The organism is Pseudomonas sp. Sample_14 (assembly GCF_004307515.1).
GTDB lineage: Bacteria > Pseudomonadota > Gammaproteobacteria > Pseudomonadales > Pseudomonadaceae > Aquipseudomonas > Aquipseudomonas atacamensis.
In genome coordinates this window covers 15,232-39,435 of record NZ_RCOC01000058.1, presented here as the reverse complement: position 1 = coordinate 39,435, position 24,204 = coordinate 15,232, and the positions used below count along the sequence as shown (strand labels likewise).

Annotated in this window: 17 protein-coding genes and 2 pseudogenes; 11 read left to right on the top strand and 8 right to left on the bottom strand. The window is 58.9% G+C overall.

All coding sequences use genetic code 11. The annotated features are described in order from the left end of the window. Positions 1-28: 28 nt before the first annotated feature. Together D8U61_RS12995 and D8U61_RS12990 are read right to left on the bottom strand one after the other, a co-directional pair. A complete protein-coding gene (locus tag D8U61_RS12995; RefSeq protein WP_122508245.1) occupies positions 29-286 on the bottom strand; it encodes an immunity protein in 258 nt (85 codons plus the stop codon). After that, the gene (locus D8U61_RS12990; RefSeq protein ID WP_241663620.1) at positions 283-2,319 is read right to left on the bottom strand and encodes an S-type pyocin domain-containing protein; all 2,037 of its coding nucleotides are present in this window, start codon (positions 2,317-2,319) and stop codon (positions 283-285) included. The genes D8U61_RS12995 and D8U61_RS12990 overlap by 4 nt, the downstream gene beginning before the upstream one ends. 797 nt (positions 2,320-3,116) lie before the next feature. Between D8U61_RS12990 and D8U61_RS12985 the strand changes: the two genes are divergently transcribed. The 4 genes and pseudogenes from D8U61_RS12985 (at position 3,117) to D8U61_RS12970 (ending at position 12,611) form a co-directional block, all read left to right on the top strand. Further along, positions 3,117-4,910 carry a DUF1302 domain-containing protein gene (locus D8U61_RS12985; RefSeq protein WP_130927066.1) on the top strand — a complete coding sequence of 598 codons (1,794 nt, stop codon included), beginning with the start codon at positions 3,117-3,119 and terminating at the stop codon, positions 4,908-4,910. A 23-nt stretch (positions 4,911-4,933) separates the two neighbouring features. Beyond that, positions 4,934-6,301, top strand: a pseudogene (locus D8U61_RS12980) (DUF1329 domain-containing protein). A 138-nt stretch (positions 6,302-6,439) separates the two neighbouring features. Next, complete coding sequence (locus tag D8U61_RS12975) at positions 6,440-8,995, top strand: LuxR C-terminal-related transcriptional regulator (RefSeq protein WP_130927065.1); 2,556 nt, start codon at positions 6,440-6,442, stop codon at positions 8,993-8,995. Between the two features lie 151 nt (positions 8,996-9,146). Beyond that, positions 9,147-12,611, top strand: a complete 3,465-nt coding sequence (locus tag D8U61_RS12970; protein ID WP_130927064.1) for a DUF6543 domain-containing protein — start codon at positions 9,147-9,149, stop codon at positions 12,609-12,611. A 27-nt stretch (positions 12,612-12,638) separates the two neighbouring features. On the opposite strand, the gene D8U61_RS12965 is transcribed toward D8U61_RS12970, so the two are convergent. Further along, entirely contained in the window at positions 12,639-13,418 is a 780-nt protein-coding gene (locus tag D8U61_RS12965) for an IclR family transcriptional regulator (RefSeq protein WP_024011648.1), read from the bottom strand. Between the two features lie 163 nt (positions 13,419-13,581). Here D8U61_RS12965 and hmgA point away from each other — a divergent pair, with 163 nt between their 5' ends. Genes hmgA through maiA form a run of 3 tightly spaced genes read left to right on the top strand, consistent with a single transcriptional unit; the run spans position 13,582 to position 16,842 of the window. After that, positions 13,582-14,886 carry a homogentisate 1,2-dioxygenase gene (gene hmgA / locus D8U61_RS12960; RefSeq protein ID WP_122750886.1) on the top strand — a complete coding sequence of 435 codons (1,305 nt, stop codon included), beginning with the start codon at positions 13,582-13,584 and terminating at the stop codon, positions 14,884-14,886. Positions 14,887-14,889: 3 nt separating this feature from the next. Further along, complete coding sequence (gene fahA, locus D8U61_RS12955; protein WP_130927063.1) at positions 14,890-16,194, top strand: fumarylacetoacetase; 1,305 nt, start codon at positions 14,890-14,892, stop codon at positions 16,192-16,194. 12 nt (positions 16,195-16,206) lie between these two features. Then, on the top strand, positions 16,207-16,842 hold the full coding sequence (gene maiA / locus D8U61_RS12950) for a maleylacetoacetate isomerase (protein WP_016771636.1): 636 nt from the start codon (positions 16,207-16,209) through the stop codon (positions 16,840-16,842). A 140-nt stretch (positions 16,843-16,982) separates the two neighbouring features. Here the strand turns inward: maiA and D8U61_RS12945 are convergent, their stop codons facing one another. Further along, positions 16,983-17,786, bottom strand: a complete 804-nt coding sequence (locus D8U61_RS12945) for a transglutaminase family protein (RefSeq protein WP_024011653.1) — start codon at positions 17,784-17,786, stop codon at positions 16,983-16,985. Positions 17,787-17,970: 184 nt separating this feature from the next. Here D8U61_RS12945 and D8U61_RS12940 point away from each other — a divergent pair, with 184 nt between their 5' ends. Further along, positions 17,971-18,990: a Glu/Leu/Phe/Val dehydrogenase dimerization domain-containing protein gene (locus D8U61_RS12940; protein ID WP_130888940.1), complete on the top strand. Its 1,020-nt coding sequence runs from the start codon at positions 17,971-17,973 to the stop codon at positions 18,988-18,990. Between the two features lie 184 nt (positions 18,991-19,174). Here the strand turns inward: D8U61_RS12940 and D8U61_RS12935 are convergent. Continuing rightward, positions 19,175-19,414: pseudogene (locus D8U61_RS12935) on the bottom strand (YebG family protein); the annotation flags it as partial. A gap of 346 nt (positions 19,415-19,760) precedes the next feature. On the opposite strand from D8U61_RS12935, the gene D8U61_RS12930 reads away from it, so the two are divergent. Further along, the gene (locus D8U61_RS12930; RefSeq protein WP_016771633.1) at positions 19,761-20,261 is read left to right on the top strand and encodes a phosphate-starvation-inducible PsiE family protein; all 501 of its coding nucleotides are present in this window, start codon (positions 19,761-19,763) and stop codon (positions 20,259-20,261) included. Here D8U61_RS12930 and D8U61_RS12925 read toward each other — a convergent pair. Both D8U61_RS12925 and D8U61_RS12920 read right to left on the bottom strand, forming a co-directional pair. Continuing rightward, a complete protein-coding gene (locus D8U61_RS12925) occupies positions 20,258-20,575 on the bottom strand; it encodes a DUF3509 domain-containing protein (protein WP_016771632.1) in 318 nt (105 codons plus the stop codon). The two genes, D8U61_RS12930 and D8U61_RS12925, sit on opposite strands and share 4 nt — an antisense overlap. Before the next feature lie 263 nt (positions 20,576-20,838). After that, on the bottom strand, positions 20,839-22,215 hold the full coding sequence (locus tag D8U61_RS12920; RefSeq protein WP_130927062.1) for an L-serine ammonia-lyase: 1,377 nt from the start codon (positions 22,213-22,215) through the stop codon (positions 20,839-20,841). A 135-nt stretch (positions 22,216-22,350) separates the two neighbouring features. Here D8U61_RS12920 and D8U61_RS12915 point away from each other — a divergent pair, with 135 nt between their 5' ends. Both D8U61_RS12915 and D8U61_RS12910 read left to right on the top strand, forming a co-directional pair. Beyond that, on the top strand, positions 22,351-23,298 hold the full coding sequence (locus tag D8U61_RS12915) for a LysR substrate-binding domain-containing protein (RefSeq protein WP_130927061.1): 948 nt from the start codon (positions 22,351-22,353) through the stop codon (positions 23,296-23,298). A gap of 200 nt (positions 23,299-23,498) precedes the next feature. Continuing rightward, complete coding sequence (locus tag D8U61_RS12910) at positions 23,499-23,906, top strand: HPF/RaiA family ribosome-associated protein (RefSeq protein ID WP_016771629.1); 408 nt, start codon at positions 23,499-23,501, stop codon at positions 23,904-23,906. 106 nt (positions 23,907-24,012) lie between these two features. Here the strand turns inward: D8U61_RS12910 and D8U61_RS27905 are convergent. Continuing rightward, positions 24,013-24,204 (bottom strand): hypothetical protein (locus tag D8U61_RS27905; protein ID WP_206663085.1); only part of this gene is annotated, 192 nt, incomplete at its 5' end.

Here is a 24,204-nt window from a genome sequence, read left to right as displayed (position 1 = left end):
CAGGCTCAGGCTTGGTGGCCTCGTGAATTCATGAGTATCTACGTTCAGTAATAAACTTCGGCGCCTTCCAATTTGGTCCCTTGATTGGAATTGGACCATCACCATTTGCCAGCACGCCTTCTTTGAAAAGTTGTGCATATGTCGTTAATAGCTCGCCGCTCGCGATAAGCTCGAATTTATATCGCCCAATCATTCTATCCAAGGATGGGTATGCCATGCCGATGCCGAAAGCCGTCAATACATCAGCAATTGGTTCGTGCTTGAGAATTTCTTCGATAGGAATCATTGGCCTGTTCCTTTAAGCAATTGTTCATATATGCGTTGCATTTGCTTGTTTCCCGCCCGCAGCGCGTCAGGTGAATAAAAGACATGATCCTCGCTTCCGAGCTTGAAGTCCTCCAGCGTGGCGGTATGGGCATTATTCCAGGCGGGAGATCCGTTTTCGGGCTTGAAGTCATCGCTAAGTCCCATTGCTCGAAATCTTTCCAGTTCACGAATCTCATGGGTGTAATAACGTAAGTCCGTATCAGTAAGCTCCCAGTGGCCGCTTAAGATCTTTTCCAGCCGCTGAATCATGATGTCGTTGGCGTCTGATTGATCGAGCCGACCGATGTGCAGTTTTACCAAGTCTATACCTGACTTTGTAATAACCGCCGTACGCCAATCCAGATCGAGAATCGCTCCTCCCGCCGCCTCTGGATTGAAGTAGCGGCCGCTGTATTTGCCTCTGACTGAAGCTCCTTCATAGGGATTGCTGAACACCACATACAGCGGTGCAATCCCGGAGTCATCAGGGAATACGATAATGAATCTCTCCCAGCCTTCGACGAGGATCGGGTTCAGGTCCAGTCGCCCTTCAAGCGGAAGAATCGGAGCCCCCGAGTACGCGGATGGTCTTTTCCCAAAGATGGGCAATTCAGTCGAGCTGTCTTGCGGTGAAATGGCGGGCGTCCATGTCAGGAAGTCAGTGGGAGAATCCGGTAACGCGACTTCATAAACATCATTGAGCGAGTCATACGCCGCATTCAGGACAGGGATGCTTGAGCGAATATGAAAGTCATCGTTGGTCGCAGCAAAGATTTGTACACCGGCATCGATTTGCCGGGCACCCAAGCCGATATGCATCTCAAATATGCCCCGTTGATCGGCAATTTCACGCAATGCTCCCGCGGGCTCCGACGATAATTCAGCAAGTGGAACGCTCACCACAAACCGCTCGCCGTTGCCCAAGCGTGATGGCATGAGCAGCGCCGCAAATCCGACCAATGCCGGACTGCTCAACAGCGCGGGGCCGCCCGCTTCGAGTGTATGCAGGGCGGTACGCAGCGCTGCGAGAATTGACGAGGATTTTTCCGGACTCAGTACAGCAGCGACTGACGCACATGAAAAAGCCGGACCAGTCGTTGCCTGCGCGCCGGATGCGGGAAATTCACGCTGAGTTTCGGGTGTTTCCACCCGCTGATCGCGCGATTGCTTTTCGCGTTCAGCCTGGAGGTTCTCTCTCTGGCGCTGAGCCTCTGCCAGTGCTTCCAACTGAGCGCGCTCCGCTGCCTGCTGTCGTTGCGCAGCTCGCGCCGCAAGCCTTGCTTGTTCTGACTCCAGACGCCTTGCTTCTGTCCTTGCCGCCTGTTGAATGCGCGCACGGATTCGTTGTCGCTTGGCCTCGGCGACTGCCATTTGGCGCTTTTGCTCGGCATCTGTTTGCGCTACCTGCTCCCGGCGCATCGCTTCGGCAATGTCACGCTGGCGCTGTTGCTCAGCGGCAATGCGGGCACGTTCTGCAGCTTGGCGTTGCGCCTCTGCCGCTGCCGCCTGGGCCTGTTCCTGGGCTTGTACGGTGGCCAGCCAATTGAGTACGCCAGCCTGTTGCTGGTTGAGCAGCGCCAATGTCTGGCCCAGCAGCCGCGCTTCGTGGGCGGCCCGAAAGGACTCGCTCCACAACGCTCTGCTGCGGACCGCTGCGCCCTGCGCGCGCCGATTGGCCGATGCCTGATTCAGGTAATCCTTGAAGGTTTTTCCCAGTGGATCGCTGCCATAAAAGCGGTTGGCGATGGCAGTCTGCCGTTGAAACTCGGCGCTCTTGCGTTGAATCAAGGTGTTCCTGACGCCCACTTCGCGGGCCAGTGCTGCGGCAGGTGGCAGAGGATTGGTCGGTCCTTCCAGCCTGGTCGCCGCCAGTTCGACCTCAATGGTTTGGGGAATCGAGGCGGTTCTTGCGTTGAATTCCTGTTCCACGGCGACTTGCGTTTCATGCATCAATTCACGCGTCTGCGGATTGGCGCCGGCAGGGCCGAACATGCCGCTGTAGGAGTAATTCATGTCGCGTTCTTTGAATGGTTCGAAGCCATCAGGGCCGAGCTCCCTGATATGTACTGGATCCAGTTCCAACGGTGGAGGCTTTGGCATATTCATGTCCTTTTGAATGTGCGTTTGCACTCGCTCGAAAAGTGCGCACGGATGGCGATGACATCCGTGTCACCAGCGAATGGTTGAGGTGTTTCAAGTTACATCAGAGTGACGGTTATCAAATCCGAGAAGCCCGTCAGTAACAGGGCCTTGTGTCGAAAGGGTTTTCGCTGGTTTTCATCGATGCAGAGGGAATTCGTCCGAGCTTCGAAGAAATGTCTGACGCGCTGATCGGAAGCTTTGCCGAACCGCTATCCAGCCTTTTTAAACGCCCATAAAAAAGGCCGCTGCAAACGCAGCGGCCAAGGTAAGACGTTGGATCAAGGAGCTACAAATCAACGTCAGTGAACAGCGGGGCGGTAAACCGAAAACATCGATTTATCCAGAATCTGTAGCCAGTCGCTCGCGATTCAGCGTAGCGGGCTTCGCGCTTTCCGACCTGGGCGGGGAAAGCGCGATCAGAATACGGGCTTGAGTGTGTAGGAAAAATACCGATTCCAGACATGCACTGTTACGGGGCGCGCAACAGTGAGGTGCCCATGAATGGCGCTGATGATGCGCCATCCAGCCAACCCATGAACCTCTCAAGGCCCCGCCGCGCAAGGCCATTCATCCTTTCGAGCGACAACGCAAATACCTCCTTGGTGCGCTTATCGACCGCAGCGACCGGCAGTAGGGTGGGGCCTTCTGTCACTCACCGGGGAAGACGCATGACAAAAACAACAATGCGCGCCATCTTCACACCGCAGGCGCTGGCCGCTGCGGTGGCTCTGGGTTGCGGCGCCCAGGCGCACGCGGTCGCCTTCAACATCGGCGAAATCGAAGGCACCTTCGACTCGTCACTCTCGGTCGGCGCGAGCTGGGGCCTGCGCGATGCCGACAGTTCGCTGGTCGGCACGGTCAATGGCGGCAGCGGACAATCGTCCACCGGTGATGACGGGCGGCTGAATTTCAAGAAGGGCGAAACCTTCTCGAAAATCTTCAAGGGTATCCACGACCTCGAACTGAAGTACGGCGATACCGGCGTGTTCGTGCGGGGCAAATACTGGTACGACTTCGAACTCAAGGACGAAGACCGCGAGTTCAAACAGATCAGCGACAGCGGCCGCAAGGAAGGCGCCAAGTCTTCCGGCGCGCAGGTCCTCGATGCTTTCGTCTATCACAACTACGCCATCGCTGATTTGCCCGGCACTGTGCGGGCCGGCAAGCAGGTGGTGAGCTGGGGCGAAAGTACCTTCATCGGCAACTCGATCAACAGCATCAACCCGGTCGACGTCTCGGCATTCCGGCGTCCCGGTGCCGAGATCAAGGAAGGCCTGATTCCGGTGAACATGCTGTTTGGTTCGCAGAGCCTGACCGACAAACTCTCGGTCGAAGGCTTCTACCAACTGGAGTGGGACCAGACCGTTCTCGACAACTGCGGCACCTTCTTTGGCGTCGACGTGGCGGCGGACGGTTGCAACAACGGCTACACCGTCGGCAGTCCGGCTGTGGCGCCACTGGTGCCGCTGACCACCGCGTTCGGCCAAGGCATTCAGGTCACCCGCGAGGGCGTGGTGATCCCCCGTGGCGGTGATCGCGATGCGCGCGATTCCGGGCAATGGGGCACGGCGCTGCGCTGGCTCGGCGAAGACACCGAGTACGGCCTCTACTTCATGAATTACCACAGCCGTACGCCGACGGTCGGCACCACCACGGCGGGGCTGTCGACACTGGCGGCATTGCCAGGCATGGTCGGCATTGCCAACGGCCTTGCGCCTGGCAGCGGTGCGGGGCTGGCGCAAAGCGTGATGCTCGGGCGCGGTCAGTACTACCTCGAATACCCGGAAGACATTCGCCTGTACGGCGCGAGTTTCTCCACCACTCTGCCCACCGGCACCGCGTGGACCGGCGAGGTCAGCTACCGGCCGAACGCGCCGGTGCAGGTCAACACCAACGACCTGACCCTGGCGCTGGTCAACCCGATTGCCGGCGGCACCGCATCGCCACTCGCTACTTCGCCGGGTGCCGACAACAAAGGCTACCGGCGCAAGGAAGTCACGCAAATCCAGAGCACCCTCACGCACTTCTTCGATCAGGTGCTCGGCGCCGAACGTTTGACTGTGGTCGGCGAAGCGGCGGTGGTGCATGTCGGTGGTCTGGAGTCCCGCAGTGAGCTGCGTTACGGCCGTGATTCGGTCTACGGTCAGTACGGATTCGGCGGCGATACCGACGGCTTCGTCACCTCGACTTCGTGGGGCTATCGCGCCCGGGCGATTCTCGATTACGCCAACGTCATCGGCGGGATCAACCTCAAGCCCAACCTGTCATGGTCCCATGACGTCGCCGGTTACGGCCCCAACGGTCTGTTCAACGAAGGTGCGAAAGCCATCAGCTTCGGCGTCGATGCCGACTACCGCAACACCTACACCGCAAGCCTGAGTTACACCGACTTTTTCGGTGGCGACTACAACGTCCTCGAAGACCGTGACTTCGTGGCCCTGAGCTTCGGCGTGAACTTCTGATCTGCCCGAGAAGGATGACTGCAATGCGCAAAACGATTCTGCAATGTGGCGTGCTGGCCTTGAGTCTGCTGGCGGCCAACGTGATGGCGGCGGTGTCGCCGGATGAGGCGAACAAACTCGGCACCAGCCTGACCCCGCTCGGCGCCGAGAAGGCCGGCAATGCGGACGGTTCGATCCCGGCCTGGACCGGCGGCATCCCGAAAAACGCCGGCGCAGTTGACAGCAAGGGCTTCCTCGCCGACCCGTTTGCCAACGAAAAACCGCTGTTCACCATCACCGCCGCGAACGTCGAGTAGTACAAAAGCAAGCTCTCCGATGGCCAGGTGGCGATGTTCAAACGTTACCCGGAAACCTACAAGATCCCGGTCTACCCGACCCACCGCACCGTGGGGGCGCCAGCGGAAATCTACGAGTCGGCCAAGCGCAGCGCGCTCAACGTCAACGCGATCAACGACGGCAACGGCCTGGCCAATTTCACCGGCAATCGCTACTACGCCTTTCCGATTCCGAAGAACGGCGTCGAGGTGCTGTGGAACCACATCACCCGTTATCACGGTGGCAATCTGCGGCGGATCATTACCCAGGTCACGCCGCAGACCAACGGCAGCTACACGCCGATCCGCTTCGAAGAAGAGATCGCCGTGCCGCAACTGATGAAAGACATCGACCCGGAAAAAGCCGCCAACGTGCTGACCTTCTTCAAGCAATCGGTGACCGCCCCGGCGCGGTTGGCCGGTAACGTGCTGCTGGTGCACGAAACCCTCGATCAGGTGAAGGAACCGCGTCTGGCGTGGATCTACAACGCCGGTCAACGCCGGGTCCGGCGCGCACCGCAAGTGGCCTATGACGGCCCGGGTACAGCGGCCGATGGCCTGAGGACTTCGGACAACTTCGACATGTTCTCCGGCGCGCCGGATCGCTATGACTGGAAACTGGTCGGCAAGAAGGAAATGTACATTCCCTACAACAGCTACAAACTCGACTCGCCGAAGCTCAAGTACGACGACATCGTCAAGGCCGGGCACATCAATCAGGACCTGACCCGTTACGAACTGCACCGCGTCTGGGAAGTGATCGGCACGGTGAAACCGAACGAGCGGCACATCTACGCCAAGCGCCACATGTACATCGACGAGGACAGCTGGCAAGTGGCACTGGCCGATCACTACGACGGTCGCGGGCAACTGTGGCGCGTCGCGGAAGGTCACGCCCAGTACTACTACGATCATCAGGCCCAGGCTTACACGCTGGAAGCGCTCTACGACATCATTGCCGGCCGCTACATTGCGTTGGGCATGAAGAACGAAGAAAAGCACAGCTTCGAATTCGGCTTTGAAGCCAAGGCCGCCGATTACACCCCGTCGGCTCTGCGCGCCGAGGGCGTACGGTAACGGGTCTGCTGCACCGCTGGGCAAAAGGCGACCGCACGGTCGCCTTTTTTATGGCCATCAATCAGCGTGCTGAATACTCGTCAACAAGGGCGCGGGAGAGGGCTAGGGTGAGCGCACAACGATAAGAAGGCTCACCCGATGACCGCCATGACCCCGTGCCTGGATCGACCCGGATTTTTGCCCAGGCTTTCTTCGCATCATCAACCTCGCAGCCGTTTGAGCGCACCTTTGCTGGCATCCAGCGCGCGGGTGAAGCTGTTGTGCGCGCCCGCAGGCAGTGGCAAAACCGCACTGCTCACCGAATGTCTTCTTCAGGTGCGTGCAGAGTGCGAGGCCATCTGGCTGCCGCTGGCGGGCGCGGCGCTCAGCAGCGAAGAATTCTGCCAGCGTCTGACGCGGGCGCTCGGGCTGGTCGAAGGCCTTGACGATACGCAACTGATGGCGGAGCTGGCTCATTGGTCGAGGCCGACGTCGCTGTTCATCGACGATTACAGTCGTCTGCCGGATCCGGCTGTGGATGCGCTGCTGGATCGCCTGCTGGCGGTCAGCAGCCCGGCGCTCACCTGGTGGGTCAGCACTCGGCGCCGGCCGCAGTGCAACTGGCCGCGGCTGTTGCTCGATGACGAACTCTACGAATTCGAAAGCGCCAGCCTGGCGCTGACTCACGATGAAGTGGTATCGGTGTTGCACCATTTGCCGCCAGACCAGGCCGAGCGTGTCGCTGCCCGTATCATCCAGCGTACCGGCGGCTGGTGCGCGGGGGCGCGCATGGCGCTCCTGCAAAAGTGCGACTGGTCGCAAAACCTGCAGCCGCAGCAGCGTGTCGACACTCTGCTCGATTATCTGCAGCACGAACTCTTCAGCAACCTGACGCCGGAGCAGGACGAGGCATGGCGTGTGCTGGCTCATCTGCCACGGTTCAACGCGCCGTTATGCGAGCATTTGTTCGGCCCTGGCGAAGGCGCTCAGTTGCTGCGTGATCTGCAAGTGCTGGGCTGCTTCATCGAGCCTTGGCAAGCGTCCGCTGACTGGCTCCAGGTGTTCCGCCCGCTGTCGCGAATCATCCAGGAGTCACATTGGCCGTGCGCGCGTTCCTGGCACCGGCGCGCCTGTCAGTGGTTCAGCGCGACGCAGGATTGGCGAGCGGCGTTCGAACAAGCGTTGTTGGCCGAGGAATACGAAACTGCCGTCAGCCTGTTGCAGCATTTCAGCTTCGAAGACTTGTTCGAAGACCAGACGGTCGTCCTGCTGTTGCGTTTGCACGAGGAGCAAAGCCAGCAGCTGACCCTGATGACACCCCAGCTGATCGTGCTGGTCACGGGCGCCTTATTGTTTGCCGGCCGGTTCGAACAGGCCGGGCAATGCCTGGCTCATCTCGGCCGCTTCATGCCACAACCGACAGCGCAGCTGGAGCAGCAACTGCTGGCCCGCTGGCAGGCGCAACAGGGATGGCTGTTTCACCTGCAAGGGCAAATGGAGCCGGCACGCGCCTGCTTTCAGGAGGCGTTGTCCGCACTGGCTGACGATGCCTGGCAGGCCCGTGTGATGTGCCTGTCGGGACTGACCCAGCAGGCGTTGCTGTGCGGTGAGCTCGATCAGGCCCATGCCCTCAACCGCGAGGCGCTGTGCCTGGCGCGGGCTCACGGCTCGTTGCTGTTCGAAGGCTTGCTTGAGCTTGATCATGCGCAATGGCTCGAGCAGCGAGGCGCGCCTTTGCGTGCGGAAAGCCTGCTGGTGGAGATCGAGCACTTGCTGCGTCAGCGCAGCATGGTGCCCACGCCGCTGCTCGGCCGTATCGCCTTGCGACGCGGACGACTGGCGCTGTGCATGGGCCTTGAAGAGCAGGCTGCGCAGTTGTTCAGCCAGGGTCTTGAAGATTGCCTGCGCAGTGCAGACAAACGAGTCTTGTACGGCTACCTCGGGCAGGCGCAACTGGCCGGCAATCGCGGCGATTATGCCTGCGCTTTCGAGCGCCTGCGCGAGGCCGAAAGGGTCATGCAGCAGCGGCAGATTCCCGATACGGTCTATCGCGGTGTTGTGTTGCAGGTCAGCAGCCAGTTCTGGTTGCAGCAGGGCCGACCGCATCTTGTGCAAGAAGCGTTGAGCCGACTGTTACGGCATTACCGGGGACCTTCTGCGTTGCAGGCGCCACCCGCGACGTTCGAACTGATTATTCGCATCGAATACCTGCTGGCCTGCGCGAATGCGCAATCGATCCCTGACGAAACCGCTCTGCCCACCATTGAACGATTGCTGAAACGCGCTCAGGCCAAAGGCATGTTGGCGGCGGAAACGGAATTAATGCTGGCCTTCGCCCAGTTGGCCGAATTGCACGGTGACACGGTGGCGGCGCAGCAAGCTTTCCAGCGAGCCGCAATGCTGGCGGAGCGCTGCCGGTTGCAGCAAGCCATGCGCGAGTGGGAATTACGCCGAGGCAGCGCCGGCACGGCGTCTGGCAAGCAGATTCCTGTCTGGCTGAGCGATAACGCTGATCATGCCCCGGGCCTCAGTCGACGCGAGCGCGAAGTGCTGACATTGATTGCTCAAGGTGCTTCGAATCAGCAGGTTGCCGAACAACTGTTTATTTCATTGCATACAGTAAAAACCCATGCGCGACGTATTAACGGAAAGTTGGGTGTGGAGCGCAGAACTCAAGCGGTGGCAAAAGCAAAGTTGATGGGGATACTGATTTAGATTATGAAGTTTTGCAGTACAAAAGATTGCATGTGTTTGTTGGCATGTTTTGTAAATTGTTCGCCCTTCAAGTTGCCTGGAAAAGAAACTACCTTGCAGCTATCTACAGCGGCTGTGTTCGCAGCTCTGGATAGTCAAGTAAGGAAAAGATGTGGTCAAGTTATATAAAAGTCTGATGCGTGGTTCTTTGGGTGAGCAAGTTACCTGGCCTGAAGAGTGGGAAAAGGCAATCCAGGCAAAGGAAGATCTATTCAAGATCGTCGACGCCATGCCGAGCGTGCTGGATATTCTTCGCAGCATGCTTGACAGTGAATTGAAGCGTTTGGGCAAGACAATCGATATTGACAATGTTTACATCAATACGGACTCGGCTTTTCCCGATAATGGAAGTCGTCCTTCTGGCACTTTTTGGGAAGTGACTGTTCATTGTCTTGATAATAATGTCAGCCCCGCTTACATAATGGGCGGTGATGGGGTTTATTCTCTGCCGGACACCCGGAATGAGCAGTTCAAGGTCAATGCTCTCAATGTCCTTATTGTCGAGGATCTGATTGCTGCGGTGACCACCGGGTTGCAAAAGACATTGCAAACCGAGATCGCAAAGTTCTGGGCGGCGCCAGTCAGGTCCATGCGACCGGAAACGGCACCGTTGTCTAATAAGCAGGCTTTCATCGAAGCCTGCGCCGTGGTCACCAGTGCAGAGCTTTCGCTGTCGGTCATGGCCAACAATTTTGACGCCTGGTTGGGCGAGCGATTCGCTCATCTGCTCGACGCAGATGGCGGTCGCGCAGCGTTTGAAGTCAGGCTGCAACCTGAACGGGATTACCTGGTGTCGCTTCAGCCTTGTTTCGTTCTGGACAACGCCGAGCGTGCGGATGCAGAAATGCCGCTGGTGAATGAGTCAACCTCTTATCTCCTGCATACGCCGGAGAACGGCTTTGAATTTTTTGAAAAAAATATCGATCTGCATAGCAAACTTCAGCAGCGACTGTCCTTGGGTGGAGAACAGATCAGGTATCTGAAAGCTGCGCAAAGTCCTCATGCGTTTTGTGCCGAGGCACACCTCAAAGGTCAGCTTGAAAGTGTTTCACTCTTGATCGGCGGCCAGGAACAACTGGCAAAACCGCTGACTTCCATGCTGCAGGACAATCAAGGCCTGCATGTGCTGCGTTACGGCATCGAAACCCGCTTCTATCTGCTTTGGGCTGCATTGAAACGCACCGACTGGCCGCTATGGCTGCATGCCGCGGGTAGCGATATGCAACAGCGCTATAGCGAGCTTGAAGAGTCGCGGGATCAATACCAGGCTGTCTACTCAAACACCTTCGATGCCTGTTTTTCATTCAAGGATTATGTAGTGCGCACATTCGCCGAATGGGCGGACAGGGTACTTGGTGAACAACTGGATCCGGAATCGATAAGTGTCCATAGCTCGTACAGTCTGCAAATTGCCGGGCGTACTATCGAACAGGAAGAAACCCGGACGCTGACGGAGTTTATTGTTTTCGGGCTGCACGACACTGGTTTTAAAGCGGCTCTGACTATCATCGGCGCTCCTGCCGGAAGTCGGCTGACGGCAGTAGCGCTTGAACAGTGGCTGGAAAATCGTAACCTGCGACTGGAATTTACCGGCAGTCTTGCATACTCGCCCTCGCTGGCTTACCAGGAGGCTTATCGCAACTATCTCTGCAGTCAGATGGAGTTCGCGGCTTTTGTTGCTCGTCACTCCGGGAAACTGGATTCCACTGATGCCAATATCATCGCCCGGGCCATGGCCAATGATCCTGCGGTGACTATTCAGGGGTTGAAAATCAGACTGCAAGCGCCAGCGCTGAAAGACGTTCTGATGATTTCGGCCAAAGAATACGTGCCGTCGCTGATGCTGGTCAAAACAGCTGGAGGACAATTCGAACTGCAGAAATTTCCCGATATCTACGCCGCGAACCGCTGGCTGGAGTCGGCATTGTCGGCGGATCGTGAATACGCCGCATTGATGATCCATCCAGACTACCTGCAAGAGGCGGGTGAGTTGCTTGGCAGCGCTGGCACTCAACTGAGCTATCGCTACACGATTGATAGCCGGCCGGTCGATTTTTATCTGAACGCCAAAGCACCGTTGGCGGACTACGCGAATGTCGCCTACCGAGCCGAAGTTGCCCTGCACAAAGCCATTGCACCGGCCGGTTATCGCGCGCTTGGCTTCGAGGGCCGCAAGCGCTATTCGCGTCTGAGCACCGAATTTAAGGCACTGTCCATGGTTGAGGCGCGAGACAATGGTTTTCCGACATTCGAGCAATTCACTTACGACTCGGTGAAAGCTCAGATCGAAGACATTTTGCGTTCGCGTGGCAGTTACGTTTCGGTCAATCCCGACCAGATCATTGTGCAAACCGAAGACTTTCGTAAGAGCGTTACCGACGTTTTGCTTGAAGGACTCGCTTTTGAAGCGGCGCATCCAGCCTACGAAACGAAATTCAGCCCGAAATACTATTTGGTCAACGGCCATCCCATCGTTGAAAAACTGGATATCCGCGACCTTTCCTCGCTGTCGAAAACATTCCGACCCGGCGACAGATATACCGCGATGCTGAAAGAGCAATATCAGAACAAGGCGCATCCTGATTACTCATTCAAACGCGCTGTACACGCCCGGAAAATCCGCTGTGAGATGTACCGCAATGCATTTGCCGACTATATCAACGGCAGATTAACCACTGAATCTTTCTCTGCTGTCCAACGGATTATCGACAATCTGAAAGAAGGTGGCGGCTATCCATCAATCGTCAATAGCGTCTCCGAAGGCGACATCGGGCTGTATAAATTCAACATCGGCACGCTGGGTCTGACGGCTGCCGGTGACCGTACAGTTGGCGGCGTTTATATTTTTCGACTGAAGTTATCGTCAGGTTTCTTCGACTTGCTCTATACGCCTGACGCGCCGGATCAAGTCAGCTTCCGGCCGATCGCTGATTTCATTCCTTCGATTCGTTTTCGCAAAGGCCCGTTCAGGACCTACTACAGCGAGCGGATACTGCTGGTTGACCAGAAAGTGATCAATGATTACTTCGATAATCTGGTCGCAACGGTTGATACCCGACCGGTCATTCGCACGCAGCAGCGTTCGTTACTGCCCGATCTGTTCACTTTCCACGACGAGCGAGTGCGCCGTGTATTGAGTGACATCGACGAACGGACCACCAGTCTCAATGAAATAATTGCCGCCCTGGTTTATGAAAACCTGTTGAAGGCCGCAAACATCGTCAGCCTGGTGGTGCCACCCGTAGGCACTGTGGTGGTGGCTGTGCAGGTGATGAAAAGCATCTACGACGCGTCGCAGTCGCACCGACGGGGTGATTATTCCGCCGCGCTGGGGCATGTGCAGGATGTATTGAGCGGACTGCTGACATTGGGTCAGGCTGCAGCGGCAGGGGCGCCGGTTAAAGAACTTACCCGTGCGCAACGCTCGTTTCTAAGTCTGTTTGAAGACGCCCGCACGGTCGCGGAACTCGTCACGTATTACACCGGCCATGAAGACCCCGCCGATGAGCTGATCGGTTTCTTCAAGTCACTGATGCAAGAGGGTGACAGCGCATTGAGCAAGACCACGGTGCGTTGAGTCGTTTCGAGCGCACATAAGCATTACTTAACTTTCGTAACCCATGCGCCAACTCACGGCCCGCGTCGCAGCCAACAACCGCTGCGCCGCCGGGCCGTTTTCGTCGGCGTGGAACAACGAGGTCGGGCCGACGATGGTCAGCACCGCAGCGATCTGCCCGACCGCGTTGAACACTGGCGCAGAAAGCGCATCCACACCCGGCATCAACAAACCATGCACGTGATGCAGACCGCGTTCGCGGATCTGTTCACACAGCGCTGCATAGGCTGTTTCATCCTTGAGCGGATGCTCCGCGACAGCGATTTCCTGCTCGCGCAATTCATCGGTTTCCCGGTGCGGCAGGTAAGCGCTGAACACCAGCCCGGTGGACGAGCTGAGCAGCGGCAGCACCGAACCCAATTGCGTCACCACCGTCACCGCGCGCACCGCCGGTTCGATATGCACCACGGTTGCGCCCTGATTGCCCCACACCGCGAGAAAGCAGGTTTCGTTGAGTTCGTCGCGCAACTCGGACAGCGGCAGGGCGGCGACTTTTAGCACGTCCATGCTGTTGAGTGCGGCCAGGCCCACCCGCAGCGCTTCGCGACCGAGGCCGTAATGGTTGGTGGCGGCGTTCTGTTCGGCAAATCCCGAAGCAATCAACGCCTGCAGATAGCGATGCACCTTGCTCGCCGGCATCTGCACGTGTTCGGCCAGACGCGACAGCGAAGTCGACGGTGACAACTCGGCCAAAGCCTTGAGGATGTCGGTGCCGACCTCGGCGGAGCGGACTTTCTGTTTGCCGTTGCTGTCGCTGGTTTTTTCCATGGGGCTGGCGGTTCCGGTTCGAATGGGCGTCTTTATAGCTTGACGCTGGATAGCGAGCAAATTACGTTATGCGTAATCAGATTACGATAATAACAACCCCGGCGTGCCGAGACCTCTGAGCCAGAGCGATGGGCCATTGCCGACTCCCTGTTCAGGAGGCTCCATGAACCTCGATTCAACCGCGCAGGACCTGGTTTACCAGTCCGGCTTCGGCAACGAATTCAGCACCGAAGCGTTGCCCGGCGCGCTGCCCGTTGGCCAGAATTCCCCGCAAAAAGCCCCGTATGGCCTGTATACCGAATTGTTCTCCGGCACCGCGTTCACCATGCCGCGCAGCGAAGCGCGCCGCACCTGGATGTACCGGATTCAGCCATCGGCCAACCACCCGGCGTTCGTCAAACTGGAACGGCAACTGGCCGGCGGACCGTTGGGTGAAGTGACGCCCAATCGCCTGCGCTGGAATCCACTGGAGCTGCCTACCGAACCGACGGATTTCATCGATGGCCTGGTCAGCATGGCGGCCAACGCCGGCGCCGAGAAACCGTCCGGCATCAGCATTTATAACTACACCGCCAACCGTTCGATGGAGCGGGTGTTCTTCAACGCTGACGGTGAAATGCTGCTGGTGCCGCAACTCGGTCGCCTGCGTATCGCCACCGAACTGGGCGTACTCGAGGTGGCGCCGCTGGAAATCGTCGTGCTACCGCGTGGCCTGAAGTTTCGCGTCGAGCTGCTCGATCCACAGGCACGCGGCTACCTCGCCGAGAACCATGGCGCGCCGCTGCGCCTGCCGGATCTGGGGCCGATCGGTAGCAACGGTCTGGCCAATCCACGGGATTTCCTTACCCCGGTCGCCGCCTACGAAAACCTCCAGCAACCGACCACTCTGGTGCAGAAATTCCTTGGCCAGTTGTGGGCCACCGAACTCAATCACTCACCCCTCAATGTGGTCGCCTGGCACGGCAACAACGTGCCGTACAAATACGACCTGCGCCGTTTCAACACCATTGGCACGGTGAGTTTCGATCATCCGGATCCTTCGATCTTCACCGTACTGACCTCGCCGACCAGCGTGCACGGTCTGGCCAACCTCGATTTCGTGATCTTCCCGCCGCGCTGGATGGTCGCCGAAAACACCTTCCGGCCACCGTGGTTCCATCGCAACCTGATGAACGAATTCATGGGCCTGATCCAGGGCGAATACGACGCCAAGGCTGAAGGCTTCGTGCCCGGCGGCGCGTCGTTGCACAGCTGCATGAGCGCCCATGGCCCCGACGGCGAGACCTGCACCAGGGCGATCAACGCCGAGCTTGCACCTGCAAAAATCGATAACACCATGGCCTTCATGTTCGAGACCAGCCAGGTGCTGCGCCCAAGCCGTTTCGCCCTCGACTGCCCTCAATTGCAATCCAGTTATGACGCTTGCTGGGCCTCGCTGCCCGCCACGTTCGACCCGACCCGGAGATAACCCATGACACAGAATTCCATCACCCGCAGTTGGGTCGCTTCGGCCAACGGTCACAGCGATTTTCCGTTGCAGAACCTGCCGCTGGGCGTGTTCAGCCTCAAGGGTTCTGCGCCGCGTGCAGGCGTGGCGATCGGCGAGCACATCTTCGATTTGCAGGTGGCGCTTGAGGCCGGTCTGTTCGACGGTGTCGCACGCAGTGCGGTGGAAGCCATGCAGGGCGGGCAGTTGAACGCGTTCTTCGAACTTGGCCGTGAGGCGCGGGTGGCCCTGCGCGAACGCCTGATCGAACTGTTCAGTGAAGGCAGCACGCTGCGTGGCAGCATCGAAGCGCAAGGCGCGAAAGTCTTGCCACTGGCTGCCGATTGCCAGATGCACCTGCCGGCGCGAATCAGCGATTACACCGACTTCTACGTCGGCATCGAGCACGCGCAGAACGTCGGCAAACTGTTCCGTCCGGATAACCCGCTGTTGCCGAACTACAAGCACGTGCCGATCGGTTACCACGGTCGCGCTTCCACGGTGCGAGCGTCCGGCACCGACGTGCGCCGGCCGAAGGGCCAGACGCTGCCGGCCGGGCAGACCGAACCGGTATTCGGCCCATGCGCACGTCTGGATTACGAACTGGAGCTGGGCATCTGGATCGGCCAGGGCAATGAGATGGGCGAGCCGATTGCCATCGGTGACGCTGCCGAGCACATCGCCGGTTTCTGCCTGCTCAACGACTGGTCGGCGCGGGATATCCAGGCTTGGGAATACCAGCCACTCGGCCCATTTCTGTCGAAAAGCTTCATCACCAGTGTTTCGCCCTGGGTGGTGACGGCCGAAGCACTGGAACCGTTCCGCATGGCACAGCCGGCGCGCCCTGAAGGTGATCCGCAGCCGCTGCCGTATCTGCTCGACAAGCGTGATCAGGATGGCGGCGCCTTCGACATCGAGCTGGAAGTGCTGTTGCGTACCGAAACCATGCGCGAGCAGAACCTGCCCGCCCATCGCCTGACCCTGAGCAACACCCGCTACATGTACTGGACCGTCGCGCAAATGGTCGCGCACCACAGCGTCAACGGTTGCCAGTTGCAGGCTGGCGACCTGTTTGGTTCGGGCACTTTGTCCGGCCCGGAAAACGGCCAGTTTGGCAGCCTGCTGGAGATTACCGAGGGCGGTAAGAAACCGATCGAACTGGCTTCCGGCGAAGTGCGCAAGTTCCTTGAGGACGGTGACGAAATCATCCTGCGCGCTCGCTGCGCCCGCGACGGTTTTGCCTCGATCGGCTTCGGCGAATGTCGCGGCACCGTGATCGCTGCACGCTGACAGGAGCGGCTTATGGATCTCTATGGCTATTACCGTTCCACTTCATCGTACCGGGTGCGAATCGCACTGGCGTTGAAGGGCCTCGATTACCAGGCGCTGCCGGTCAACCTGATCGCACCGTCGGGTGGTGAACATCGGCAGCCGGCGTATCTGGCGCTCAATCCCCAGGGCCGGGTGCCAACCTTGCGCACCGATGACGGTGCGCTGCTGATTCAATCGCCGGCGATCATCGAGTATCTGGAAGAGCGTTATCCACAGGTGCCGTTGCTGCCGGATGATCTGCTGACGCGCGCGCAGGTGCGCGGTGTCGCGGCGGTGATCGGCTGCGATGTGCATCCACTGCACAACGTCAGCGTGCTCAATCGCCTGCGCCAGGCGGGGCAGGATGAAACGCAGGTGGTGGAGTGGATCAGTCACTGGATCAGCCAAGGGCTGGCGACGGTGGAGCAGTTGATCGGCGAAAGCGGTTTCTGTTTTGGCGAATGGCCGTGTGTGGCGGATGTGTATCTGATTCCGCAGTTGTATGCGGCAGAGCGGTTCAACGTCAGCCTGGAGGCGTATCCGAAGATTTGCCGTGTGGCTGCGTTGGCGGCTGAACATCCGGCGTTTATCAAGGCGCATCCTGCCAATCAACCAGACACCCCGTAATTCCTGTGGGAGCGAGCCTGCTCGCGAAGACGGCGTGTCAGTGGCCTTTCATTCAGCTGACACACCGCTTTCGCGAGCAGGCTCGCTCCCACACAGGTTTGTGTGGGCCTCAAGGATGGGGGCAAACCTGCAAAAAGCGGTCAATGCACGACGGAGTTGGGCGGCAGATGGCCGAGGCGTTCGGTCAGGCGCAGCCGCTGGATCGGGTCTTCGCTGAGCAATAACGCATGCTCCAGATCGAAGCGCTCAGCGTTCGGGCAATCCAGCCGTTGATACAGACTGGCCCGGGCCATGTAATCAGAGGCTTTTGCATCACCCAGTTCGAGCACTCGTTCTGCGTCGATCAGCGCGGCGATGTGATCGTCGTGGGTCAGGTGCAATTGGCGCAGATTGCGTGACAGACGCTGCAGCATCTGCACTGGCGTGGCCGTCAGCAGATGCTCGGCGCTGAGCTGCATGTTCGGCCCGTATTGGCGTTGCAACAGTTCGCGACAGTCGTTGGGATACAAGCGTCGACCGCCGCAAGGGTCGAGCAAGTGGTCGGCGCCGGGTACCCGCAACAGGAAATGCCCGGGGAAGTTGACCCCGACCAAAGGAATCTCGAGGCCATGCGCCAGTTCCAGTGCGATCAACGCCAATGCCAGCGGCTGACCGCGCTGGGTGTGCAACACACGATGCAGCAGCGCCGCCTGCGGGCGCAGCGGCAGGAAATCATCCTGTGCGAAACCGAGATCGACCATGCGCCGCAACAGCGGTTGCGCCAGTTCGCTGACCGGCAGCATCGGCAGCCCATAGCTGACGCGTAGTTGCAGATCCTTGAAGGTGCGCAACCATGCCTCGGGCTCGAGGGTTTTGTCGTGCTCGGCACTTATCCACAGCGCAGCTTCCAGCAGGGCCGGCGGTGAACGATGCAGGCATTCGAAAAAGCGTTGGCGCGCACTCATCTGAATCTCCCTCCAATGCCTCGTTTTAGCCCCGTCCGTGTTGTTCGTCCAGTGCCGGGCGCGTTGAGCGCGAGTTATAGCGGCGCAACATTGTCCGCTCGGCGGCTCATGCCGGTGCGCACCAGCAATTTTCAGGGGCAAGCCTATACTGGCGTTCTACAAGAAGTGATTCGGGAGCCTGTCGATGTTCGCTCTCATGCAAAGCACTCGCCTGGAATCGCTGCACCTGAGCGTGGACCCGGTCACCGGGTTGAAGGCGGTCATTGCCATTCATGACAGTCGCCTGGGGCCAGCCCTGGGCGGCTGCCGTTACCTTGCCTATCCCAACGACGAATCTGCGGTCGAGGACGCCATTCGCCTGGCGCAAAACATGAGCTACAAAGCGGCGCTGGCCGGCCTTGCGCAGGGCGGCGGGGTGGCGGTGATCGTGCGCCCGGCCCATGTCGAGAATCGCGCCGCATTATTCGAGGCTTTCGGCCGTTGCATCGAGCAGCTCGACGGTCACTACATCACCGCCATCGACAGCGGCACTTCAGTGGCGGACATGGACTGCATTGCCCAGCAGACCCGGCATGTCACCAGCACCACCTCGGCAGGCGATCCGGCACCGCACGCGGCCATGGGCGTGTTCACCGGCATTCGCGCCACGGCGATGGCGCGTCTGGGCAGCGACAACCTCGAAGGCCTGCGCATCGCGATTCAGGGGCTTGGCAATGTCGGTTATGCACTGGCCGAGCAACTGCACGCTGCCGGCGCCGAGTTGCTGGTCAGTGACATCGACCACGGCAAGGTGCAACTGGCGATGGAGCAGCTCAATGCTCACCCGATCGCCAACGACGCATTGCTCAGCACGCCTTGCGACATTCTTGCGCCTTGTGGGTTGGGCGGTGTGCTCAACAGTCACTCTGTGTCGCAACTGCGCTGTTCTGCTGTGGCCGGTTCGGCGAACAATCAACTTTCCCATCTGGATGTGGCGGATCAACTGGAACGGCGCGGGATTCTTTATGCGCCGGACTATGTGATCAATGCCGGCGGGCTTATTTACGTTTCGCTTAAACATCGTGGCGAGGAGTTGCCGACGATTACGGCGCATCTGTCGAAAATCAGTTCGCGGCTGACCGAAGTCTTCGCCCATGCTCAGGCGGAAAAACGTTCGCCGGCGCGGGTGGCGGATGAGTTGGCGGAAAAGGTTTTGTATCGCTGAAAGCAAAAGATCGCAGCCTTCGGCAGCTCCTGCACTCGAAATGCAGTAGCTGCCGAAGGCTCGGGCCGCGATCGGACGATCTTTCTGATTACTTCGGCGCTTTCGCTGCTTTGGCGGGCTTCGCCGGCGCCTCGTCAGGTTCTGCCGCTTCAGCTTTTTCGACAGGCTCGGCCGGCGCATTGATCAGCTCCGACAGCGCATCGGGCTGGCTCTTGAATGCCCGGGCGAACACATCACGATTCTTCGCCATGTAGATCCCGGCTTCTTCCACTTGCTGTTCGGTCAGGGACGGAACGGCTTTTTGCAGCACATCGGCCAGATATTCGGCCAGTTCGAGCATTTTGTCATGACGATCAGCTTCGGCTTTATCCATGAACAAGCGCTCCAGATCTCGGCTGCTGCGGTATACCACTTCGACGGCCATTCACCACCTCACATGCCTTCACGTTAAGTTGTCTTGACGACTACTGTATCCATATACAGCGAAAAGGATAAGCGAATCCCTGCGCCATGGGTAGTGGCTTTTCAATGTAGACCGGATTTGGCGTTTGTCAGTGAGCCGTGTCGCTGCTGTTCGCGAGCAGGCTCGCTCCCACGGGGATTGTGCAAAGCCGCGAGCCTGCGACCAAACGCCACGGCGCGGGATTTGCGGCGGATCGCCATGATGCGTGGCCCTGAACCTGCATGAAAACCGTTGCAACAAGGCGCGCGCGCAAAACCGTCACGTGCGATACGCATCATCCGCCCGAAACGGGCTAAGGAAACTCATCGTGAAAATAAACTGGGCCGAGAAACTGCGGCGTAACGTGCATCAACTGGCCGAGTCTCTGGGCAACCTGTTCGTCGAAACCTTCCACTATCTGGCGCTGTTCGCCATCGGTGCGGTGACGGCGTGGGCGGCGGTGATGGAGTTCCTCGGCATGCTCGAAGTCGGGCACATCAAGATCGATGACATCCTGTTGCTGTTCATCTATCTGGAACTGGGCGCGATGGTCGGGATTTATTTCAAGACCAACCACATGCCGGTGCGCTTCCTGATCTACGTGGCGATCACTGCACTGACGCGCCTGCTGATCTCCAACGTCTCGCACCACAACCCGCCGGACATGGGCATCATCTACCTGTGCGGCGGCATTCTGCTGCTGGCGTTTGCGATCCTGGTGGTGCGTTACGCTTCGTCGCAATTCCCCTCAGTGAAGATCGAGAACCCGCAGCGCAAGATCGGTACGGGTTCCAGCGAACATCCTGAAGTGGAGAAGGGCGAGCTCTAAAGGCCCGCCGCCTGGCCGGGCTGGCCTTTGACCCGTGGCGGTGGCGGGGTCAGCCCGGCGCCGCTGGTCATGGCTTCGAGAATCGACATGGCGCTGTGACCCTGTTCGATGGCGATGCCGAACTGGATGCTTTGTACCAGCCGTTTCAAACGCTCGGGATCGTTGCGCTGTTCGGCGCTGATCATGCGCTTGGCCACGATGCGGCCGGCGTTGGACAGGGTCAGCATGATGCTGCCGTCCAGGCCCTGAATGCTCAGATTGATCTGATAGTCCGGCGCGAAGGCATCGGTAATGATTTGAAATGGGTTGTCCATGATGCGTCACCGCCTGATTGAACGTGCAGTTGTTGACCGGCCATGATCTGATTTGGTTCGCAACACCAGACCACTGGCATCTCGTTCGCTGAGGTTTGCAATGTCCGTTTGCCTCAAGGGTGATGTAGCAAGGGGCATGCCGGAAAAATTGTCGAACAATAAACACGGCGAAAAAAACGGCGAGCCTCGGGGCTCGCCGTTTTTTGTGGCGCGTTTTCAGGGCAGGAATGAGCCGATGATCGCTGACAGTGCAGTCAGGCCGATCAACACTCCACCCAGTTCACCGCCAGCCCGCCGCGCGAGGTTTCCTTGTATTTGTCGTGCATGTCGGCCCCGGTGTCGCGCATGGTGCGAATCACCCGGTCGAGGGAAATAAAGTGATTGCCGTCGCCGCGCAGGGCCATTTGCGTGGCGTTGATCGCCTTCACCGCCGCGATGGCATTGCGCTCGATGCACGGCACTTGCACCAGGCCACCGACCGGATCGCAGGTCAGGCCGAGGTTGTGTTCCAGGCCGATTTCGGCAGCGTTCTCCAGTTGCTCCGGTGTCGCGCCGAGGACATCGGCCAGGCCGGCGGCAGCCATTGCGCAAGCCGAGCCGACTTCGCCCTGACAGCCGACCTCGGCACCGGAGATGGAGGCGTTTTTCTTGCACAAAATGCCGACAGCGGCTGCGGCGAGAAAGAACGCGACGACGTCATCATCAGACGCATCCGGATTGAATTTCATGTAGTAGTGCAGAACCGCCGGAATGATCCCGGCGGCACCATTGGTCGGCGCGGTGACCATGCGCCCGCCGGCTGCGTTTTCTTCGTTGACGGCGAGGGCGAACAGGTTGACCCATTCCATGGCCGACAGGGTCGAGCTGATCACATTCGGTTTGCCGATTTCCAACAGGCTGCGATGCAGTTTTGCCGCGCGACGCGGTACTTTCAGACCGCCGGGCAAGATGCCTTCGTGGCGCAAACCTTGTTCGACGCACTCGCGCATTACTGACCAGATGTGCAACAGGCCCTGACGGATTTCGGCATCGCTGCGCCAGGCGCGCTCGTTGGCCATCATCAGTTCGGACACGCGCAGATTATGTTGTTTGCACAGGGCGAGCAGTTCGGCGGCGCTGGAAAAATCGTAGGGCAACACCAAGTCGCTGATTGGCGCCACGCCAGATTCGGCTTCAGCCGCTTCGACGATGAAACCGCCGCCCACCGAGTAATAGGTTTGCGTGAACAGCTCGGCGCTTTCGCCAAAGGCGCTCAGCGACATGGCGTTGGGGTGGTAGGGCAGGCTCTCGTCGAGCAGCAGCAGATCGCTCTGCCAGTCAAAAGCAATTGAACGCTGACCGGCGAGGGACAGTTGCCCGGTTTCGCGCAGTTGCTGGATGCGTAGATCGATGGTCGAAGGATCGATGCTGTCCGGCCACTCGCCCATCAGGCCCATGACCGTTGCGCGGTCAGTGGCGTGGCCAACGCCGGTGGCCGAGAGCGAACCGTACAGGCGGATCTGCACGCGTCGCACATCATTGAGCAGATGCTGATCGACCAGAGCCTGGGCAAAGGTCGCCGCTGCACGCATCGGACCGACGGTATGGGAACTGGACGGGCCGATGCCCACTTTGAATAGATCGAAAACACTGATAGCCATGCTAAACCCTTACAAGCAATGGAGTAGGAATCGCTGCCATTTTTTGTCGGACAAGCGCAATGTCGGCGATACTGCCTGCCTCGGTTCGAGGTGACCAACGAAACCTCCTAAGACAGCCTTTAGCAGGACTAAACAATGAGTCGTCAATTGCATGCCCAGAGCTATGTCTGGCTGCAGGTGTTTGCCTGTGCCGCGCGGCACCTGTCGTTCACCCGTTGTGCCGAAGAGCTGCACATCACCCCGGGCGCGGTCAGCCAGCAGATTCGTCAATTGGAAGAGCGCCTGGGCTTTCGCCTGTTTCATCGGCGCGCGCGCGGCGTTGAGTTGAGTGCACAGGGGCAGCGGCTGGCGATTACCGTCAATGAAGCCTATGGCAGCATCGATGCGGAATTGCGCCGGCTGGACGCCGGGATGATCAGCGGGACTCTGCGGTTGCGCTCGATCCCGTCGTTTCTCGGCAAGTGGCTGACCCCGCGCCTGCCGCGCTTGCAGCAACGCTTTCCAGATATCCAGTTGCGCCTGGTGGCCGAGGACAGCAGCGTGCCACTGCATGAGGGCGATTTCGATCTGGCCATCGACCTCAACGATGGCAGCTACCCCGGATTGTTATCCACAGCCTTGCTCGACGAGCAGATATTTCCGGTGTGCGCGCCGAGCCTGTTGCGTGGGCGCCCGCCGTTGCACGGGCCGGCCGATCTGGTGCATTTCCCGTTGCTGCACGACATCACCGCCTGGCGTGGCAGTTACGAGTACGCGGAATGGGAGTTCTATTTGAATGCGATCGGCTTCGACGGCGCCGATGTGCGGCGCGGCCACACGTTCAACCGCAATCATCTGACCATCGAAGCGGCGATCGCTGGCATGGGCGTGGCGATTGCCCGGCGCACGTTGCTCAACGATGAGCTGGAGCGCGGCACTTTGATCGTGCCGTTCGGCTTGTCGGTGCCCAACCATAAACGCTATGTGCTGCTGTATGCACCGGGGGCGTTGAGCCATCCGGGCGTGCGCGCTGTGCATGACTGGCTGGCGGAGGAGGCGGGGATTTTTCGCAGTTTGCACCCGCTGAACGAGCAGCAGATGTGAGCAGATTTTTCTGCGGAGCGGGTCGACCCAACTCCCGACATTAACAGCGCCTCGCTCGGTTGTCCGGCTTTTTTTGCGAATGAATATTTTTCTTTTTTCAGGGGTTGAAATGTTCGCCGCTCGGGCCGATTGTTGTAACCAGGAGGTCAGGAAATTCACTTCAAGGCCTCCAGCGAGCTAGCTGAAATAAGGGATGAACTATGCAAATCCAAGTCAACAGCGATAACCATATTCAAAGCAGTAAGCGACTGGAGGAGTGGGTACGTACAACTATTGAGAGCACGCTCGACCGTTATGAAGAAGACCTGACCCGTGTCGAAGTCCACCTGAGCGACGAGAACGGCGAGAAACCAGGTCCCCATGACTTGCGCTGCCAACTGGAAGCGCGGCCAAAAGGCCACCAACCGATTTCCGTGACCCACAAAGCCGATTCGCTGGAACAGGCGATCGACGGTGCCGCCGAGAAACTGGAGCACAAACTGGATCATCTGTTCGGCAAACTGCGAGGTAAACCACGCGCCGCTGTAGTGCCATTTACTGGCAAGGCCAACGACAAGCTGTTGGCGGAAGAATTTGACGAGAATGAACAGGCAGCGATCAACAGTTGATGCGCTGATTTCACAAGTCACACAAGGAGAACGGGCCTGCTGATGCAGGCCCGTTTTTTTGTTTGTGGTGTTGGTGATTGCTCGCAGGGTTTAAGACCGTAGCCCCTCACCCCAGCCCTCTCCCGAGGGAGAGGGAGTCGATCCGGTTGTTTTCAAGTCCAGCGTTCGGCTCGATATTGCAGGCGAGCGTAAATCGTAAATACACCTCGGTCAGTCCCTCACCCTCTGGGAGAGGGGGCCGATTCCGGTTGTTTTCAAGTCCAGCGTTCGGCTCGATATTGCAGGCGAGCGTAAATCG